Here is an 18,170-nt window from a genome sequence, read left to right on the forward strand (position 1 = left end):
CGGCCGGCATTCCGACCTCGGCCCGGCCACCGCAAGGGCTCCCGGGGGTCACGCGCTCACGATGGATACAACGACCGAGGCCCCCGACCCATGCCCACCGACCCAGTGACCCGCCCCACCCCAAACCCCCGCAAACCAGACGAGACCGGCCCGGACGCGCTGACCCGGGGATCGCACACCATCCCCGAACCGCACAGGATGCCCGAACCGGACACAGCGCCGGAACCGCCCACCATGCCGGAGCCGCACATCCTGTCGGAATCGGACTCCGCGCCGGAGCCGCACATCCTGTCGGAACCGGACTCCGCACCCGAACCGCACGAGATGGCCGCATCGTGATCAGGACCCCATGGCGTTTTCCGGCTGCTTTACGGTCCATGAGGTTCTGATCACCATGGCTTAGCGTCGTGAACGGCAGCGGCGTTCGCGCAGGCGCTCTCGGGAGCGACGGGGCTTGTCGGCCCACCGGGCGCTCGCCGCAGAAGGGCTGGCGCTATGGGAGTGGTCCCGCGCGAGGGCAGCGGGGCCTGGGTGTCACGTCGGCGTACCGGCCGGGCCGGTCGGGCGCCTTTCGGAATTCTGGGGCGTGGCGTCCATCGGGGTGAGCCGGTCGGCTCGGGCACGCAGGTAGCGCTGCTCCGGGAGGCTGAAGGTGCGCTGGGACGCGAGCAGGTAGTCCTCCCGCGCGGCTGCCGTGTCTCCGGCGAGTTCCCGCAGGTGGGCGCGGGTGGCCGCGAGGCGGTGGTGGCGGGCCATCCGGTCGTCGGCGGCCAGCGCCGACACCATGGCCAGGGCGGCGTCCGGACCGTCGGTCATCGCCACGGCGATCGCGTGGTTGAGCGTCGCCATGGGATTGGGCGCGATCCGGCACAGCAGGCGGTACAGGAACTCGATCTGCCGCCAGTCGGTGTCGGCCACGTGGGGCGCCCCCACGTGCACGGCCGCGATGGCCGCCTGTAGCTGGTACGGGCCGAGCGGGCAGCGCAGCATCGCGTCGGTGACGAGCCGGGTACCTTCCTCGATCAGGTCGGCGTCCCAGCGGAGCCGGTCCTGTTCGCCCAGCGGGACCAGGCCGCCCTCGGCGTCGGTACGGGCCGCGCGTCGGGCGTCGGTCAGCAGCATCAACGCGAGCAGGCCGGCGACCTCACCGTCGTCGGGCAGCGAGCGGTGGATCGCCCGGGTCAGCCGGATGGCCTCCGTGGCCAGGTCGGGTCGGTGCAGGTCGGGGCCGGAGGTCGCGGTGTAGCCCTCGTTGAAGATCAGATAGAGCACGTGCAGGACGGCGCCCAGCCGTTCGGCGTACGCCGGTCCGCTCAACGTCGTGCCGGCGGCCCGGATCCGTTGCTTGGCGCGGCTGATGCGCGGACCCATGGTGGCCTCGGGCACCAGGAAGGCGCCGGCGACCTCGGCCGTGGTGAGACCGCCGACGGCGCGCAGCGTCAGGGCGACCTGCGAGGCCGGGGTGAGCGCGGGATGGCAGCACATGAACAGCAGCGTCAGGGTGTCGTCGTGGTCGCGCGGCATCTGCTCGTCGGGGCCGGGGGCGACCATCGCCTCGGGCAGTTCCCGGCTCGCGCTGGCCGCCTCCCGGTCCCGGCGGGCCCGTTCGCTGCGGATCTGGTCGATGAACCTGCGGGCGGCGACCGTCACCAACCAGCCGCGCGGGTGCTCCGGCACCCCGTCGACCGGCCACTGGACCGTCGCCGCCAGCATGGCCTCCTGGAGCGCGTCCTCGCAGGCGTCGAAGTCGTCATACCTGCGCAGCAGCGCGCCGAGGACCCGCGGTGCCAGCTCACGCAGCAGGCGCCCGAGATCCTCGCCGCCCACCCGGCCGTCGCGTGCCTGCAGCCGGCCACGGCCCGCCCGCCCGTCGTCGCGGTCGCGGCCTACCAGCGCGTCGCGGCCCGCCCGTCCGTCGTCGTGGGCAGCGGTGGGAACGCCGGTGGACCGGTCGGCGAGCACCTGGCCGCCGACCGGTACGCCCGACTCAGCTCGTCGCCGCCGCACCGCTCACCCGTACCGAGGCCGCTTCGGCCCCCGAGGAGAAGATCACCTGACGGATCTCGACGCCGAGACCCTCCACCCTGGCGTCCGGGATCAGCGCGGCCAGCTCGACGGCCCGGTCCCGGTCGGCGCACTCGATGAGGTAGTAGCCGCCGAGGTACTCCTTGGCTTCCAGGTACGGGCCGTCGCTTACCGTGGGCGCGCCTCCACGGACCCGGACGACGACGCTCTCGGCCGGCTCGGCCAGCGCGGTCGTCCCGAGCATCTCGCCGGACTCGCGGATCGTCTCGATGAACTCCTCGTGGCCCTTCATCACCTCGTTGCGTTCGTCCTCGGTGAGCGCCTCCCAGATCTGCGGGTTCATGTGCATGATCAACAGGAACTTCACGTCTGATTCTCCTCGCCCGTGGGCGTCCCGGTGACGCCGCTCGCTCAGTGGTCGTCGCCGGTCCGCCGGTCTTGACATCGTCCCCGATCCGCGACGCGAGAACGCCGCGCCGCTCCGGCCGCGTACGGAAGGGAAGAACGGGGAACGCGGGTGACGCCACCCCGGACGGCCCTCATCGTGCCGACGGCGGGGTGGTTGCGACCATGGCGGGCATGGAGATCTGGAACAACCCGTCCTGCTCGAAGTGCGCCGCCGCCCGTACCGCCCTCGACGAGGCAGGGGTCGGCTACGTGGTGCGCCCGTACCTGGACCGGCCGCCGAGCGCCGCGGAGCTGACCGAGGTGCTGCGCCGGCTCGACGCGCGCCCCTGGGACGTCTGTCGTACGCGGGAACCCGCCGCGGTGGCCCTCGGCATGGCCGACTGGCCACGGGACGAGGCGGCGGAGCCGCGCTGGATCGAGGCGATGGTGGCCGCCCCGGAGCTGATCCAGCGGCCCCTGCTGCTGCTCGACGACGGGGGAGCGCTCGTGGGACGTACCGCGGAGGCCGTGGCGGAGGCGGTGCGCCGCACCGGCGCGACGCCCGGCACCGGTGCGGAGCCCGGCCCGTCGCCGGCCGCGTCGTCGGAGGGGTCCACGCCCGCCGGGTAGCGCGTTTCCCGGCGGGTGCGGCGGGAATGCGCCGGTCACCGGCGAACGCCGGACGTCGTGGAGGAGGGGTCGGATGCCGCAGCAGGGCGTGTCCACCGCGAAGCGGCTCACCCCGGTCGCAGGGGCGCCCCTGTGGTGCGACGCGCGGGAGTTCGGGCTGCGCGGCGACGGCGTGACGAACGACCAGCCGGCACTGTCGGCCCTGGTCGACCGCCTCGGCGAGGGATACGCCGCCGACGGGCGGGCCCGGGTCATCCACTGCCCGCCGGGGATCTACTCGATCCGTGACGCCGGGACGGTCTGGCGCAGCGGGGTGTCGCTGATCGGCTCCGGTCCGGGGGCGACGCGGTTCCTGCTCAGCAACGAGGGCAACCGGGCGAACCCGACGCCGTTGGCCTTCTGGACGACGGTGCAGCACGGCGCGAGCCGCGACCGGTACATCGTCGACTGCACCTTCGCGGACTTCGAGATCGACGGCTCCGGCGTGGCGATGGTCGAGTACAACTACCTCGCCAAGGGGCTCGGCCTCCAGTACGTGGTGCGCGGCGTCTTCCGCAACCTCTACATCCACCACACCGGCGCCACCGGGCTCGGCTGCGACTTCCTCCAGGACAGCCTGATCGACGGCGTGGTCGTGGTCGGGTGCGGGCGGCTCGACAACGGCGAGGAGATGGGCGGCGCGGGCATCGGCGTCGGCATCGGCGGGTGGGGCGACGTGGAGCGTCTCACGATCGCCAACTGCACCGCCCTCGGCAACGGCACCAACGGGATCTTCCTCGAACTCCAGAAGGACTACTGGACCCCGCCACGCGGCTACCGCATCATCGGCTGCCACAGCCAGGCGAACCGCTTCGGCATCTCCGACTGGGGCGCCGACGGGCTGATCGTCTCCGCCTGCACCCTGACCGGCAACCTGGACGCGGGCTTCGACGTCTCCGGCAACGGCACGGCGGGAGTCGCCGGCCGGGGCGGCATCATCAGCGACTGCGTGATAGACCGCAACGTCCGCGACGGGATCAGCATGGGCAACACGCCCGGCCCGTACACGGTGCGCGGGAACCGGATCAGCGCCAACGGGGAGTACGGCTACCACGAGCACGACCTGGGACACGGCTACCGGGGTGCGGCGGCGGGCGTGGTCGTCGACGGCAACGACTTCTGGGACAACGGCCTGGACGCGATCCGGATCGACCGGCCGATGACCGACGCGGTCGTGGTGGGCAACCGGATCCGCAACAACGGCCGCCGGTGCGCCCCGGCCGCCACCGGCCAGGGCGAGTCGGTGCGCTACCACCACCGGTCCGTCACCGACCTGGCGGCGCACTGGCCGCACGACGGGCACCGGGGCAAGGTGGTACGGGTCGGCTCACGCACGGCGGTGGTGGTGTCGAACACCGACACCGCCCTGACGCTCGCCGAGGTGCGGGCGGACTCGTCGACCGGCTGGAACGAGGACACGCCGCCGCCCGGCGCGTCGTACGAACTGCCGGCGGCCCCACCGGTCAGGGCCGGCATCACCGTCAACGCGCCGTTCGACTCCGCCACGGTGCGCGGCAACCGGATCTGGGACCACCGCGACGAGCAGACCCAGACGTACGGGCTCTGGATCACCCCGGCGGGCAGTTGCGTGTCCTGCCGGATCGAGGACAACGACCTCGCGGGCAACGCCGTCGGGGCGGTGCGGCTGGACACCCCGCCCGTCGGCGGGCGCTGGGACCGCAACCACCACGACGTCGACTGACGTCGGCGGGGCTCAGCGCGCGTCGTCGGCGGGCGCCGTCGCCTCCGCGTGCCGGTCGCGCAGCCGGGCCCGGATCTCCTCCGGGGTGTACGCCCGACGCCGCCGTTCCGCCCGGGCGATGACCACGCCCGACGCCGCCACGCCGGCGAGGCCGGCCAGCCCGAGCACCTTCCACCACCGCATCCCTTGCCGCATCGGCCTAGGGTAGACCCCCATGAGCATCAGCCTGGACGAGGCCGTGGACCTGACCCGTACCGGTGACGTGTGGGTCTTCCGGGGCCGCAGCGTGCCCGACCGGGCCATCCAGTTGACCACGAACAGCCCGGTCAACCACGTCGGCATGGCGGTCGTGCTGGACGACATGCCGCCGCTGATGTGGCACGCCGAGCTGGGCAGGTCGCTGCCGGACATGTGGACGGGCACCCACCAGCGCGGCGTGCAGCTGCACGACCTGCGCGACGCGGTCTGCGTCTGGGCCAACCGGTACGGCCAGCGGGCCTGGCTGCGCCAGCTCGACCCGGCGGCCGACGCGGAGATGGAGAAGGCGGTGCTGCGCACCGTCGCCCGGCTGGACGGCACCCCGTTCCCGTCCACCGCCCAGCTCGCCTGGCGCTGGCTGCGGGGCCGGGTCCCGGCGGTGCGCGTGCCGACCCTGCGCGGCCAGGTCCCGGCGGTGCGCGTGCCGGCCCTGCGCCACCGCGACGGCCACCGCCCCGAGGCCCCGGCGCCCGAGCGCGCCGGAGCCGCCGCACGCGAGCGTGCGCTGGAGACGGCGTACTGTGCGGAGGTGGTCGCGGTGACCTACGAGGCGATGGGCCTGCTCCCCGCCGGGCGACGCCCCAACTGGTACGACCCGGGTCGGTTCTGGAGCGGCGACGACCTCGGCCTCGCGAACGGCGCCCAGCTCGGGGCCGAGATCGAGGTACGCATCCCGCCGCGCTGAGGTTTGGTCCGTGGTCCGGCCGGCAATTGCTGTCCCCGTGAGAGCATCCACCGATCTGGACACGCTGACCGACTTCTTCGACCGGTACGGCGTGGCGCTGACCACCGGCGACGTGGCCGCCATCGCCGGCTGTTACGCGCTGCCGGGGATGGTGGTCGCCGACACGTACAGCTTCTCGTTCACCTCGCCGGCAGCGGTGGCGCTGTCCTTCGTCGGCGCGGCCCCCGACTACCAGGAGCGCGAGCTGGTCGCGGCGCACGCGGCCATCGAGGACGTGCAGCCGATGTCGGCGCTGCTGACCATGGTGGCCGTGGAGTGGGAGTTCCTGGACAGCCGGGGCCGCAGGGTGCCCGGCGAGCGCTACCGCTACCTCCTGCGCTCCACCGACGACGGTCCGGTCATCTGCACCGTCCTGCGTACCTCCTGACCGCCGACGCGACCGCGACGCCCGAAGGCCGTGGCGGCGGCCCGCATCGCCGCGTCGCCCGTGTCGGCACCGGCCGCGTGGGAGCCGGCGCGCGGTCGCGCCGTGCGCGGACGGTCGCACCATGTCGCCGTCGACCGCTACGCTGCCCGGGACGACCGCGGGAGGATGGGCATGCCCGAGACGCGCCGAGCACCGAGCAGGTCCTACGGCACGACCGCCGTCGCGTCGTCGCCGTGGATCGTGGTGTCCGTCGGCGTCGTGGTGATGGTGGTCCTGCTCGCCATCGCGCTGGGCACCTACCGGGGGCGCGGTCCCGCGTTCGACGCACAGCCCGCCCCGCCGCTGCCGACCGTCGGCCTGGCCGACCCGGAGCCGTCGGCGACCAGCGCCACGGCCACCCGCTCGCCCCGGGCGACGGCCTCGCCGTCCGCGCGTGCCACCGCCCGCCCCACTCCGACGCGGTCCAGGCCCGAGCGCAGCAGCCGCCCGCCGTCGCCGACCCCCAGCGGCAGTGGCGCGGCGCTGATCGCGCCGCCACCGTCGCCCGCGTCGCCGCTGACGGGCCGCTACCGGGTGGTGGAGTCGTACGCGGACGGCTTCGTCGGGGAGCTGCTGGTCGGCAACACCTCGTCGACGGGTCGGGAGTGGACGGCGCGGCTGACCTTCCCGGGGGCGCGGCTGGGCAGCGCGTGGATCGAGGGCGCGCCACAGGGGACGGCGCAACGGATCGACGACGGTTTCACCTACCGCAGCGGCGGCGACCTGCCCGGGGGCGCGTCGGCCACCCTGCGCTTCTACGTCCAGGGCACCCAGAGCCGCCCGACGAGCTGCTCGGTCGACGGCGGCGCCTGCCGCGTCTAGCCCACCCCACCCTCCCCGGCCCGGCGCGAACCTCGCCGGGCCGTTTCCTTTGCAAGCCATCTGCCGTGTTACGACTTTGTTTGCAAGGCATTGCAGAACGTTTCGGCAAGGGTTAGCGTGCGGGCCAGTCAGCGACCAGAGGAAGGCGTCGATGAAACCCCCGCCGTTACCGCGCAAGGCCCTGCTCGCCCTCGTCTCCCTGCTCATCCTCACCCTCGTCGGCACCCCGATGGCCGTGCGGCAGCTCGCCGCCGACGCCCCCGACGGCACCGGCCCGCTGCTCACCGCCGGCGCCACGCAGTGGCGCGCCGAGCCCTCCGCGGAGGCGCTGCTCTCCGCCGGTGACCCGCAGGCCCGCGCCGAGCAGTTCTACTTCGTCCTGCCGGACCGGTTCGCCAACGGCGACCGGCGCAACGACACCGGCGGCCTCACCGGCGACCGCCTCTCCACCGGCCTCGACCCCACCGACAAGGGCTTCTACCACGGTGGCGACCTCAAGGGCGTCATGGACCGGCTCGACTACATCGAGGGGCTCGGCACGACGGCCATCTGGCTCGCCCCCATCTTCAAGAACCGTCCGGTGCAGGGCACCGGGGCCGACGTCTCCGCCGGCTACCACGGCTACTGGATCACCGACTTCACCCAGGTCGACCCGCACTTCGGCACGAAGGAGGACCTGAAGCGGCTGGTCGCGCTCGCGCACCGGCGGGGCATCAAGGTCTACCTCGACGTCATCGTCAACCACACCGCCGACGTCATCAAGTACGCCGAGGACAAGTACACCTACGTGGACAAGGCGACGTCGCCGTACACCGACGCGCAGGGGCGCCCCTTCGAGGACCGCAACTACGCCGACGGCAGCCGGGGCTTCCCGAAGGTGGACACGACGTCGTTCCCGTACACCCCGACGTTCGCGACCCCGGCCGACGCGAAGGTCAAGGTCCCGGCGTGGCTCAACGACCCGACGATGTACCACAACCGGGGCGACTCCACCTTCGCCGGCGAGAACAGCGAGTACGGCGACTTCTTCGGCCTCGACGACCTGTGGACCGAGCGCCCCGAGGTGGTGCGCGGCCTGACCAAGGTCTACTCCGACTGGGTGGCCTCCACCGGCGTCGACGGCTTCCGGCTGGACACCGTCAAGCACGCGAACCTCGAATTCTGGCCGCAGTTCAGCCAGGGCGTCGAGCGCGCCGCCGCGCGCGCCGGCAAGAAGGACTTCTTCATGTTCGGCGAGGTCTACAGCGCCGATCCGGAGATCACCTCGACGTACGTGCGGCGCGGCGGCCTGCCGGCCACCCTCGACTTCGCCTTCCAGGAGGCGGCGCGCGGCTATACCGCCGGCGACGGCTCCGCCAAGGCGCTCGCCGACGTGTACGCCCGCGACGACCTCTACCGCGCCCGCGACACCGACGCGCGCCGGCTGACCACCTTCCTCGGCAACCACGACATGGGCCGGATCGGCTCGTTCATCGCCGGCGGCGGCACCGACCCGGCCACCCACCTGCGCCGCGACCAGCTCGCCCACGAGCTGATGTTCCTGACCCGCGGTCAGCCGGTGGTCTACTCCGGCGACGAGCAGGGCTTCACCGGCCCGGGCGGCGACAAGGACGCCCGGCAGGACATGTTCGCCTCGAAGACCCCCGACTACCTCGACGACGACCTGCTCGGCACCGACCGCACCCACGCCAGCGACCAGTTCGACCGCGCCCACCCGCTGTACCGGGCCATCGCCGAGCTGGGCGCGCTGCGTCAGGCGCACCCGGCCCTGCGCGACGGCGTGCAGGTCGGCCGCTACGCCGCCGACGGCCCGGGCGTCTTCGCGTTCTCCCGGATCGACCCGAAGCAGCGCACCGAGTACGTCGTCGCGGTGAACAACGCCGCGACGGCGCAGACTGTCACCGTGGACACCTGGTCGGCCGGCGCCACCTTCACCGGCGTCTACGGCGCATCGTCCGCCCCGGTCGCCGGCGCGGACGGCAAACTCACGCTGACCGTGCCGCCGCTGTCGGCCGTGGTGCACCGTGCCGGCACCCCGATCGCGGCGCCCGACGCCGCGCCACGGATCACGATCACCGCCCCCGCACCCGGCGAGCCCGTCGCCACGAAGGCCGCCGTCACCGCGCAGGTCACCGGCGACCCGCTGGCCACGGTCACCGTCGCCGCCCGGGTCGCCGGCGGCAGGTGGACGCTGCTCGGCAGCGCCGAGACGGCCCCGTACACGGTGCACCACGACCTGACCGGGCTGGCCGGCGCTACGCGGATCGAGTACAAGGCCGTCGTCCGCGACGGAAAGGGCCGCACCGCGACCGCCCGGTCCACCGCGACCGTGGGCACCCCGGCGCAGTCCGCGTCCCGGGAGTGGGCCGTGGTGCACTACCAGCGCCCGGCGGGCGGCTACGACGACTGGGGCCTCTACGCCTGGGGCGACATCGACCCGGCGTACGCGACCGAGTGGCCCAAGGGGCAGCCGTTCGCCGGCGAGGACTCCTACGGCCGGTTCGCCTGGGTGAAGCTCAAGCCGGGCGCGAAGTCCGTCGGCTTCCTGGTCGTGGACAAGGCCGGCACCAAGGACGTGGAACAGGACCGGACGATCGACGTGACGCGCACCGGCGAGGTCTGGGTCAAGCAGGGCGACCCGGCGACCTACCCGAGCCGGGAGGCCGCCACCGGCGAGCCCGACCCGCCCGTGGCGGACGGCACCGCCGTCATCCACTACCGCCGCGCCGACGGCAACTACGACGGTTGGGGCCTGCACGTGTGGGACGGCGCCGCCAACCCGACGGACTGGGCCGCCCCGCTCGCCCCGGCCCGGATCGACTCCTTCGGCGCGGTCTTCCGGGTGCCGCTGGCCGCCGGGGCGACCGGACTCAGCTACATCATCCACAAGGGGGACGAGAAGGACCTGCCGACCGACCAGCGGCTCGACTTCGCCGCCGCCGGGCGGGAGGTGTGGCTGCTCGCCGGCACGCCCGGGCGGCTGCTGCCGTCCACCGCGTCCGGCGCCGCCCGGGACGTCGACATCACGAAACAGAAGGCGCACTGGATCGACCGCTCCACCGTCGCCTGGCAGGCCGGGCCCACCGACGGCAGGACGTACGCCCTGGTGGCCGCCCCGACCGGCGGGGTGACCGTTGCCGACGGCGAGCTCGTCGGGACGTACGCCACGCTGCCGTTGACCGCGCAGCGCAACGGCCTCACCGAGGCCCAGCGCGCGGCCTTCCCGCACCTGTGGGCGCACGGCGCCTTCACCCTCGACCGGCGGGACCTGGCGAAGGTGCCGGCGGCCCTGCGCGGGCAGCTCCTCGTGACCGAGCGGGACGCCGAGGGCGCCCTGCTCGCCGCGACCGGCGTGCAGATCCCCGGCGTGCTCGACGACGTCTACGCCCGCGCCACCAGCGCGCGACTCGGACCGACCTTCGCCGGCAGGGTGCCGACGCTGTCGCTCTGGGCGCCGACGGCGCGGCAGGTGTCGTTGCAGCTCTTCGACTCGCCGACCGCGACGCCGCGGACGGTGGCGATGCGCCGCGACGACCGCACCGGCGTCTGGTCGGTGCGCGGCTCCCGCGACTGGACCGGGCGGTACTACCGCTACCAGGTCCAGGCGTGGCAGCCGGCGACGCAGCAGCTGGTCACCGCCTCGGTGACCGACCCGTACTCGCTGGCGCTCGCGCCGGACTCCACGCACAGCCAGATCGTGGACCTGACCGACCCGGCGCTCGCCCCGGCGGGCTGGGCGAAGCTGCGCAAGCCGGCGGCGGTGCCGTCGACGAAGGTGCAGATCTCCGAGCTGTCGGTGCGGGACTTCTCCGTCGCCGACACCACCGTGCCGGCCGGACGGCGGGGCACCTACCTCGCCTTCACCGACCCGGGCACCGCCGGCATGAAGCACCTGAAGGCGCTCGGCGACGCGGGGGTCACCCACCTGCACCTGCTGCCCGCGTTCGACTTCGCCACCATCCCCGAGCGCCGCGCCGACCAGCGGCAGCCGGCCTGCGACCTGGCCGCGTTGCCGCCGGACTCCGAGCAGCAGCAGAAGTGCGTCGCGGCGGTCGCCGACACCGACGGCTACAACTGGGGGTACGACCCGCTGCACTACACCGTGCCGGAGGGCGGCTACGCCGTCGACCCGGCCGGGGCGAAGCGCACGACGGAGTTCCGGCAGATGGTGGCCGGCGTCAACGGCGTCGGGCTACGCGTGGTGATGGACGTCGTCTACAACCACACCTCGGCGGCGGGCGCCGATCCGAAGTCGGTGCTCGACCAGATCGTGCCCGGCTACTACCACCGCCTGCTCGACGACGGCGCCGTCGCCACCTCGACCTGCTGCGCCAACACCGCCCCCGAGCACGCCATGATGGGCAAGCTCGTCGTGGACTCCCTGGTCACCTGGGCCCGGGCGTACAAGGTGGACGGCTTCCGGTTCGACCTGATGGGCCACCACCCGAAGGCGAACATCCTGGCCGTACGCAAGGCGCTCGACGAGCTGACCGTCGCCCGCGACGGCGTGGACGGCAGGAAGATCCTGCTCTACGGCGAGGGCTGGAACTTCGGCGAGGTCGCCGACGACGCCCGGTTCACGCAGGCCACCCAGGCCAACATGGCCGGCACCGGGATCGGCACCTTCAATGACCGGCTCCGCGACGCGGTGCGCGGCGGCGGGCCGTTCGACGCCAACCCCCGCGTGCAGGGCTTCGCCTCCGGTCTGTTCACCGACCCCAACGGCGACGACGTGAACGGGTCCACGGCCCAGCAGCGGGCCCGCCTGCTGCACCAGCACGACCTGATCAAGGTGGGGCTCACCGGCAACCTGCGCGGGTACCGGTTCACCGACTCGTCGGGCCGGCAGGTCACCGGCGCGCAGGTCGACTACAACGGCTCGCCCGCCGGCTACACCGCCGCGCCGGGGGAGGCGGTCACCTACGTCGACGCGCACGACAACGAGATCCTGTACGACGCGCTGGCGTACAAGCTGCCGCAGGACACCCCGGCGGCGGACCGGGCGCGGATGCAGGTGCTGGCGCTGAGCACGGTGGTGATGGGGCAGGGGCCCGGGTTCGTCACCACCGGCACCGAGCGGCTGCGCTCGAAGTCGCTGGACCGCAACTCGTACAACTCCGGCGACTGGTTCAACCAGATCCGCTGGGACTGCGCCCAGGGCAACGGCTTCGGCGCCGGCCTGCCGCCCGAGCAGGACAACCGGGACAAGTGGCCGTACGCGAAGCCGCTGCTGGCCGACCCGGCGCTGGTCCCGGACTGCGCGGCGATCGACCTGGCCGACGCCCGCTACGCCGAGCTGCTGAAGATCCGGGGCTCCTCGCCGGTCTTCGGGTTGACCACGGCGGAGCAGGTGCAGAAGCGGGTCGCCTTCCCGCTCTCCGGCGCGGCCGAGACCCCTGGCGTACTCACGATGACGCTGGACGGCCGGGGCCTCGACGGGCGGTGGAAGTCGGTGACGGTGGTCTTCAACGCCACGCCCGAGACGGCGACGCAGCGGCTGACCGGGCTGCGCGGGGCGGACGTGGCACTGCACCCGGTGCTGCGGACCTCGGCGGACGAGGCGCTGCGGACGGCCTCCTTCGACCGGGCCAGCGGCACGTTCACGGTGCCGGCGCGCAGCGTGGCGGTCTTCGTGCAGCAGTAGTCGTGTCACACGTGTCCGGCCCCCTCCCGCCGAGCGGAAGGGGGCCGGACCGTTCTCTGTGTCAGCCGATGCCGTTCCCAGCTGATACCGCGTGACTGTCGTCAGTTGGCGCAGCCGGTGACGTTGGTGCAGTTGCGGGGTTCGTTCTTCTTGATGATGGTCTTGTTGTCGAGGTTGACGGCGGTGGCGTTGCCGTTGTTGTAGATGCCACCTGCGCCGGCGGTTTCGGAGGCGAAGTTGCCGACGATCTTGCTGTCGCGGATGGTGAGGACGGCGTTGTTGTCGTTGTAGATGGCGCCGCCCTGTTCGGCGTGGTTGCCCTTGAACTCGCTGTCGTAGAGGTTGAGGGTTTCGCCGTTGAACAGGCCGCCGCCGTTGTCGCCGGCGGTGTTGTCGGTGAAGGCGGTGTGCTTGATGGTGGCGATGTTGTCGCTGTCGTGGTAGATGCCGCCGCCGTCGTCGGTGGCCTTGTTTCCGGCGATGATGACGTATTCCAGCAGCATGGTGGAGTCGCCGTCGTTGTGGATGCCGCCGCCGTCGTCGCAGGCGGTGTTGTGGGCGATCTTGGTGCGGGTGATGGTGAGGCGGGCGTCGTCTTCGCTGTGGATGCCGCCGCCGTCGTTGCTGGCCTTGTTGTTGGTGATCTGGCTGTAGGCGATGGTGGCGATGCCGTCGTCCTCGTTGGCGATGCCGCCGCCGTTGCCGCTGACCGCGCTGTTGCCGGTGGCGGTGTTGCTGTCGATGCGGGTGTCGTGGACGGTCAGTACGCCTTCGTTGTAGATGGCGCCGCCGTTGCCGCCGTTGCCGACGCCGCGGGCGTGGTTGTTGGCGAGGACGCTCTTGTCGATCTCGACCGTGCCGAAGTTGGCGATGGCGCCGCCGTTGCCCTGGTTGCCGACGCCGGTGACCCGGTTGTCGATGAGTTTGGTGTGCTTCAGGGTGGCCTCGCCGCCCTCCTGGACCAGCAGGGCGCCGCCGTTGGCGCCGCTCGGCGGTGGCGGGGGCGCGGTCACCTGGCCGCCCTTGAGGGTGAGGTCCTTCAGCGTCAGGTCGCCGCCGGAGGCGACCTCGAAGAACCGGAACAGTGCGGTGCCGTCGTGGAAGAACGTCGAGTTGTTGCCCAGGATCGTGATCCGCTCGTCGATGACGGGGAAGGCGTTGTTCCCGGTCTCCTCGGTGAACCGGTAGGTGCAGTCCTTGGCCAGCTTGAACGCTCCGCCGTTGTCCTCGTTGGCCCTGTTCACCGCCTCGACCAGCACGTCGGTGTCGCACGGCAGTTCCTTGGCGTCCTTGCCGTCACGGCCGTCCTTGTCCTTGCCGTCGCGGCCGTCCTTGCCCTGCCAGTCCTTGCCGTCCTTGCCCTGCCAGTCCTTGCCCTGCCAGTCGTCCCGGCCACCGCGGGCGTCCTGCCCCTCCTGGCCCTTGCCGGTCTCGCCCGCCCGGTCGTCGCGACCGGCGGCGTCATCCTTGGTGACCTGCTCGGCCGTGGACCACTTCAGGTCGGTGAGACGGTCGACCCCGACGGCGCCCGCGCTGCTCGCGACGGTGACGCCGGCGAGGCTGACCACGCCGGTCAGCCCGGCGACGCCGGTGGCGAGCCACAGCTTGCGCCGGCTCTTCGGCGCGGTGTTCTCGGCGTTCTTGCGAAGGTAGTTGGACATCGGAGCTCTCTGCTCTCTCCTCGTACCAGACAGGGCTGCTCCGCCACTGCGGGCTGCCCTGGCTACAAATCGGTTGTAGCTACTGAGGACCACCGTATGAGAATCTTTTTCCCTTCACGGTCATATCCGAAAGGAACCCACGTTAGGGGTATCGCGGGTCAAGGCGTGACGGTCCGGACGGCGAGGAGTGCGCCCCGCAGTCGTGCCGAACCGGCGGCTACGCCACGAGTCGCCTCAATCGCCCCGGAACCCGGGCACCTTTCCAGCCCCGGGGCGGATTCGTCCCGGACCGGCGCCCGCACGGAAGGGATCCCTCCCCCGGGCAGGGGAAGGGATCCCTTCGTTATGTGGTGGTTCAGTTGGCGCAGCCGGTGACGTTGGTGCAGTTGCGGGGTTCGTTCTTCTTGATGATGGTCTTGTTGTCGAGGTTGACGGCGGTGGCGTTGCCGTTGTTGTAGATGCCACCTGCGCCGGCGGTTTCGGAGGCGAAGTTGCCGACGATCTTGCTGTCGCGGATGGTGAGGACGGCGTTGTTGTCGTTGTAGATGGCGCCGCCCTGTTCGGCGTGGTTGCCCTTGAACTCGCTGTCGTAGAGGTTGAGGGTTTCGCCGTTGAACAGGCCGCCGCCGTTGTCGCCGGCGGTGTTGTCGGTGAAGGCGGTGTGCTTGATGGTGGCGATGTTGTCGCTGTCGTGGTAGATGCCGCCGCCGTCGTCGGTGGCCTTGTTTCCGGCGATGATGACGTATTCCAGCAGCATGGTGGAGTCGCCGTCGTTGTGGATGCCGCCGCCGTCGTCGCAGGCGGTGTTGTGGGCGATCTTGGTGCGGGTGATGGTGAGGCGGGCGTCGTCTTCGCTGTGGATGCCGCCGCCGTCGTTGCTGGCCTTGTTGTTGGTGATCTGGCTGTAGGCGATGGTGGCGATGCCGTCGTCCTCGTTGGCGATGCCGCCGCCGTTGCCGCTGACCGCGCTGTTGCCGGTGGCGGTGTTGCTGTCGATGCGGGTGTCGTGGACGGTCAGTACGCCTTCGTTGTAGATGGCGCCGCCGTTGCCGCCGTTGCCGACGCCGCGGGCGTGGTTGTTGGCGAGGACGCTCTTGTCGATCTCGACCGTGCCGAAGTTGGCGATGGCGCCGCCGTTGCCCTGGTTGCCGACGCCGGTGACCCGGTTGTCGATGAGTTTGGTGTGCTTCAGGGTGGCCTCGCCGCCCTCCTGGACCAGCAGGGCGCCGCCGTTGGCGCCGCTCGGCGGTGGCGGGGGCGCGGTCACCTGGCCGCCCTTGAGGGTGAGGTCCTTCAGCGTCAGGTCGCCGCCGGAGGCGACCTCGAAGAACCGGAACAGTGCGGTGCCGTCGTGGAAGAACGTCGAGTTGTTGCCCAGGATCGTGATCCGCTCGTCGATGACGGGGAAGGCGTTGTTCCCGGTCTCCTCGGTGAACCGGTAGGTGCAGTCCTTGGCCAGCTTGAACGCTCCGCCGTTGTCCTCGTTGGCCCTGTTCACCGCCTCGACCAGCACGTCGGTGTCGCACGGCAGTTCCTTGGCGTCCTTGCCGTCACGGCCGTCCTTGTCCTTGCCGTCGCGGCCGTCCTTGCCCTGCCAGTCCTTGCCGTCCTTGCCCTGCCAGTCCTTGCCCTGCCAGTCGTCCCGGCCACCGCGGGCGTCCTGGACACCCCTCTTGTCGTCTTTCTCACCGGAGCCCAGGTCGGCTGTGCCAGCGTCGCTGACGTTCTGCCGCAGGGTCGACGACTGCGCGTCCGACAGCCGGTCCGCGCCGCCGGACTTGTCCTCGCGGGCGGCCAGGCCGCCCAGTGCCGCCAGGCCGACCACGCCGGCAACGCCTGCAGCCACCCAGAGTTTGCGCCGCCCTCGGGCCGGTGCGCCCGTGGGGGCGCCACCGTCGGGAGTCGTTACGTCATTGGACATCAGAGCCTTCCGCCCTTTCCTGCTGTCAGACGGGGTCGCACCATCTGAAGCGGCGCGACTAGCCACAAATGGGTTTGTAGCCTCTGATAGCCACCGTATGAGAAGGATCCTCGCGAGATGCCCTAATCCGAGAAAACCCCGTATTCCCCTCACTCTGGACGTGACGCGGCAACCCGGACGGTCCGAGCAGGAAGGGGGTGAGCAGCGCAAACGACGACGGGACCCGCGCCGGTGGCGGCGGGTCCCGTCATGTGGTCGTACCCCGGGATCAGCCGGGCAGGCGGGGACCCGCCTCGCGCTGCTCGGCCAGCCAGGTCTCCACCTCGTCGGCGGCGCGCGGCAGCCCGGCGGAGAGGTTCACCGCGCCGGTCGCGGTGACCAGGATGTCGTCCTCGATCCGGATGCCGATGCCGCGCAGCTCCTCGGGCACCAGCTCGTCCTCGGGCTGGAAGTAGAGCCCGGGCTCGACGGTGAGCACGTAGCCCTCGCCCAGCGTGCCGTCGCGGTACTTCTCCTTGCGGGCGTTCGCGCAGTCGTGCACGTCGATGCCGAGCATGTGACTGGTGCCGTGCAGCGTCCAGCGCCGGTAGACCGTCGACCCCCCGTCCATGGCCTCGTCGACGCTCACCGGCAGCAGGCCCAGGTCCGACAGCGCCTGCGCGAGCACCCGCATCGCCGTCAGGTGGACCTCCCGGAACGCCACGCCGGGCCGGATCGCGTCGATGCCGGCCTGCTGCGCGGCGTGCACGGCGTCGTAGACCTGACGCTGGAGCGGGGTGAAGCGGCCGTCGACCGGCAGCACCCGGGTGACGTCGGCCGTGTAGAGGTGGCGGTTCTCCACGCCCATGTCCATCAGCAGCAGCTCGCCGGGCCGGGTGGTGCCGTGGTTGTGCACCCAGTGCAGGATCGTGGCGTGCTCGCCCGCGCCGACGATCGAGCCGTAACCGACGTCGTTGCCGTCGTGCCGGGCGCGCAGCGCGAAGATCCCCTCCAGCAGGCGCTCCGAGACGCCCCGGTCCGCCGGCAGGGCCCGGGCCACGTCCTCGAAGCCCCGTACGGTCGCGTCGACCGCGTCCTGGAGCTGGGCGATCTCCCACTCGTCCTTGACCAGCTTCAGCTCCGAGATCGCGATCGCCAGCTCCCGGTCGCGGGCCGGCTGGCCCTCGGCGCGGTGGCCGTCGTACGGGCGCACGGCGGTGTCCACCCGCGCGTCGAAACCGCGCAGCACCCGGGTACGCCCCGGCGCCAGGTCGGCCAGCGTCCCGTCCAGCTCGGTCAGGTCCGCCGTGGGCAGGCCCAGCTCGGCCGACTTCTCGGCCAGGGTGTGCCGTCGGCCCACCCACAGCTCGCCGTGCCGGCTGCGGAAGAACTCGTCGGTCCGCCGCGACGAGCGGGGCCGCATGTACAGGGTGGCGTCGTGGCCCGACCCGTTCGGCCGCAGCACGAGCACGCTGTCCGGGTCGTGGTCGCCGGTCAGGTAGGCGAAGTCGCTGCCCGGCCGGAACGGGTGGTCGGTGTCGTTGGCGCGTACCTTCTCGCCGCCGGTCGGGATCACCAGGGTCTCGCCCGGGAAGGCCGCCGAGAGCGCGGCCCGGCGCTTGGCGTGGTTCGGCACCTCGGGCCGCGGGCCGACCGGCAGGGTGGTGTCCCGCCAGCCCTGCCGCATGAACGCCAGGAACGCCTCGGGGAAGTCCGGGTCGTGCGACTCGGTGCCGTCCGCCGGCCTGCTGTCGGTACGTCCCTCGGCCATGCTGCGCTCCCTCCGCGTCGTCGCAGGTCAGACGGTACCGCGCGCCGCCGGGGGCCGGCCGGGCCGGGACCGCCGGCAGTGTCGTGGGCGACGGATGCCACCCGTCCGGGGCGTCCACCGCCGGTCGTCGGCTGCCGACGTCCTCCCGCCCGGGCGCACGGTGCCGCGACGGGGAGAGCC

Annotated in this window: 12 protein-coding genes; 6 read left to right on the forward strand and 6 right to left on the reverse strand. The window is 72.1% G+C overall.

The window, feature by feature from the left end:
* Positions 1-534: 534 nt before the first annotated feature.
* Together ACTMS2_RS27585 and ACTMS2_RS27590 are read right to left on the reverse strand one after the other, a co-directional pair.
* Complete coding sequence (locus ACTMS2_RS27585) at positions 535-1,827, reverse strand: RNA polymerase sigma factor (RefSeq protein ID WP_441178053.1); 1,293 nt, start codon at positions 1,825-1,827, stop codon at positions 535-537.
* 160 nt (positions 1,828-1,987) lie between these two features.
* A complete protein-coding gene (locus ACTMS2_RS27590; protein WP_441178002.1) occupies positions 1,988-2,392 on the reverse strand; it encodes a YciI family protein in 405 nt (134 codons plus the stop codon).
* A 212-nt stretch (positions 2,393-2,604) separates the two neighbouring features.
* Between ACTMS2_RS27590 and ACTMS2_RS27595 the strand changes: the two genes are divergently transcribed.
* Entirely contained in the window at positions 2,605-3,042 is a 438-nt protein-coding gene (locus ACTMS2_RS27595) for an ArsC/Spx/MgsR family protein (protein ID WP_441178003.1), read from the forward strand.
* Between the two features lie 73 nt (positions 3,043-3,115).
* Complete coding sequence (locus tag ACTMS2_RS27600) at positions 3,116-4,783, forward strand: right-handed parallel beta-helix repeat-containing protein (protein WP_441178004.1); 1,668 nt, start codon at positions 3,116-3,118, stop codon at positions 4,781-4,783.
* A gap of 12 nt (positions 4,784-4,795) precedes the next feature.
* Here the strand turns inward: ACTMS2_RS27600 and ACTMS2_RS27605 are convergent, their stop codons facing one another.
* On the reverse strand, positions 4,796-4,978 hold the full coding sequence (locus ACTMS2_RS27605) for a hypothetical protein (RefSeq protein WP_363900470.1): 183 nt from the start codon (positions 4,976-4,978) through the stop codon (positions 4,796-4,798).
* 19 nt (positions 4,979-4,997) lie between these two features.
* Between ACTMS2_RS27605 and ACTMS2_RS27610 the strand changes: the two genes are divergently transcribed.
* From ACTMS2_RS27610 to pulA, 4 genes are all read left to right on the forward strand, one after another.
* The gene (locus ACTMS2_RS27610) at positions 4,998-5,726 is read left to right on the forward strand and encodes a hypothetical protein (RefSeq protein ID WP_441178005.1); all 729 of its coding nucleotides are present in this window, start codon (positions 4,998-5,000) and stop codon (positions 5,724-5,726) included.
* Positions 5,727-5,763: 37 nt separating this feature from the next.
* A complete protein-coding gene (locus tag ACTMS2_RS27615; RefSeq protein WP_441178006.1) occupies positions 5,764-6,153 on the forward strand; it encodes a hypothetical protein in 390 nt (129 codons plus the stop codon).
* Positions 6,154-6,324: 171 nt separating this feature from the next.
* Positions 6,325-7,014, forward strand: coding sequence for a cellulose binding domain-containing protein (locus ACTMS2_RS27620; protein ID WP_350823439.1), 690 nt, complete (start codon positions 6,325-6,327; stop codon positions 7,012-7,014).
* 151 nt (positions 7,015-7,165) lie between these two features.
* Positions 7,166-12,658: a pullulanase-type alpha-1,6-glucosidase gene (gene pulA / locus ACTMS2_RS27625; RefSeq protein WP_441178007.1), complete on the forward strand. Its 5,493-nt coding sequence runs from the start codon at positions 7,166-7,168 to the stop codon at positions 12,656-12,658.
* 101 nt (positions 12,659-12,759) lie between these two features.
* Here pulA and ACTMS2_RS27630 read toward each other — a convergent pair whose 3' ends face one another.
* The 3 genes from ACTMS2_RS27630 to ACTMS2_RS27640 form a co-directional block, all read right to left on the reverse strand.
* Positions 12,760-14,319, reverse strand: a complete 1,560-nt coding sequence (locus ACTMS2_RS27630; protein WP_441178008.1) for a hypothetical protein — start codon at positions 14,317-14,319, stop codon at positions 12,760-12,762.
* Between the two features lie 355 nt (positions 14,320-14,674).
* A complete protein-coding gene (locus tag ACTMS2_RS27635; protein ID WP_441178009.1) occupies positions 14,675-16,165 on the reverse strand; it encodes a hypothetical protein in 1,491 nt (496 codons plus the stop codon).
* A gap of 343 nt (positions 16,166-16,508) precedes the next feature.
* On the reverse strand, positions 16,509-17,990 hold the full coding sequence (locus ACTMS2_RS27640; protein WP_441178010.1) for an aminopeptidase P family protein: 1,482 nt from the start codon (positions 17,988-17,990) through the stop codon (positions 16,509-16,511).
* Between the last annotated feature and the right edge of the window lie 180 nt (positions 17,991-18,170).

Source organism: Micromonospora sp. SD12, from assembly GCF_052068495.1.
In the GTDB taxonomy this organism is placed as follows: domain Bacteria; phylum Actinomycetota; class Actinomycetes; order Mycobacteriales; family Micromonosporaceae; genus Micromonospora; species Micromonospora echinofusca.

What these genes read in the sequence shown, in the direction of transcription:
- ACTMS2_RS27595 (WP_441178003.1), top strand. Translation starts at nt 2,605, where the DNA reads ATGGAGATCTGGAACAACCCGTCCTGCTCGAAGTGCGCCGCCGCCCGT.
- ACTMS2_RS27600 (WP_441178004.1), top strand. Translation starts at nt 3,116, where the DNA reads ATGCCGCAGCAGGGCGTGTCCACCGCGAAGCGGCTCACCCCGGTCGCA.
- ACTMS2_RS27605 (WP_363900470.1), bottom strand. Translation starts at nt 4,978, where the DNA reads ATGCGGCAAGGGATGCGGTGGTGGAAGGTGCTCGGGCTGGCCGGCCTC.
- ACTMS2_RS27610 (WP_441178005.1), top strand. Translation starts at nt 4,998, where the DNA reads ATGAGCATCAGCCTGGACGAGGCCGTGGACCTGACCCGTACCGGTGAC.
- ACTMS2_RS27620 (WP_350823439.1), top strand. Translation starts at nt 6,325, where the DNA reads ATGCCCGAGACGCGCCGAGCACCGAGCAGGTCCTACGGCACGACCGCC.
- pulA (WP_441178007.1), top strand. Translation starts at nt 7,166, where the DNA reads ATGAAACCCCCGCCGTTACCGCGCAAGGCCCTGCTCGCCCTCGTCTCC.
- ACTMS2_RS27630 (WP_441178008.1), bottom strand. Translation starts at nt 14,319, where the DNA reads ATGTCCAACTACCTTCGCAAGAACGCCGAGAACACCGCGCCGAAGAGC.
- ACTMS2_RS27640 (WP_441178010.1), bottom strand. Translation starts at nt 17,990, where the DNA reads ATGGCCGAGGGACGTACCGACAGCAGGCCGGCGGACGGCACCGAGTCG.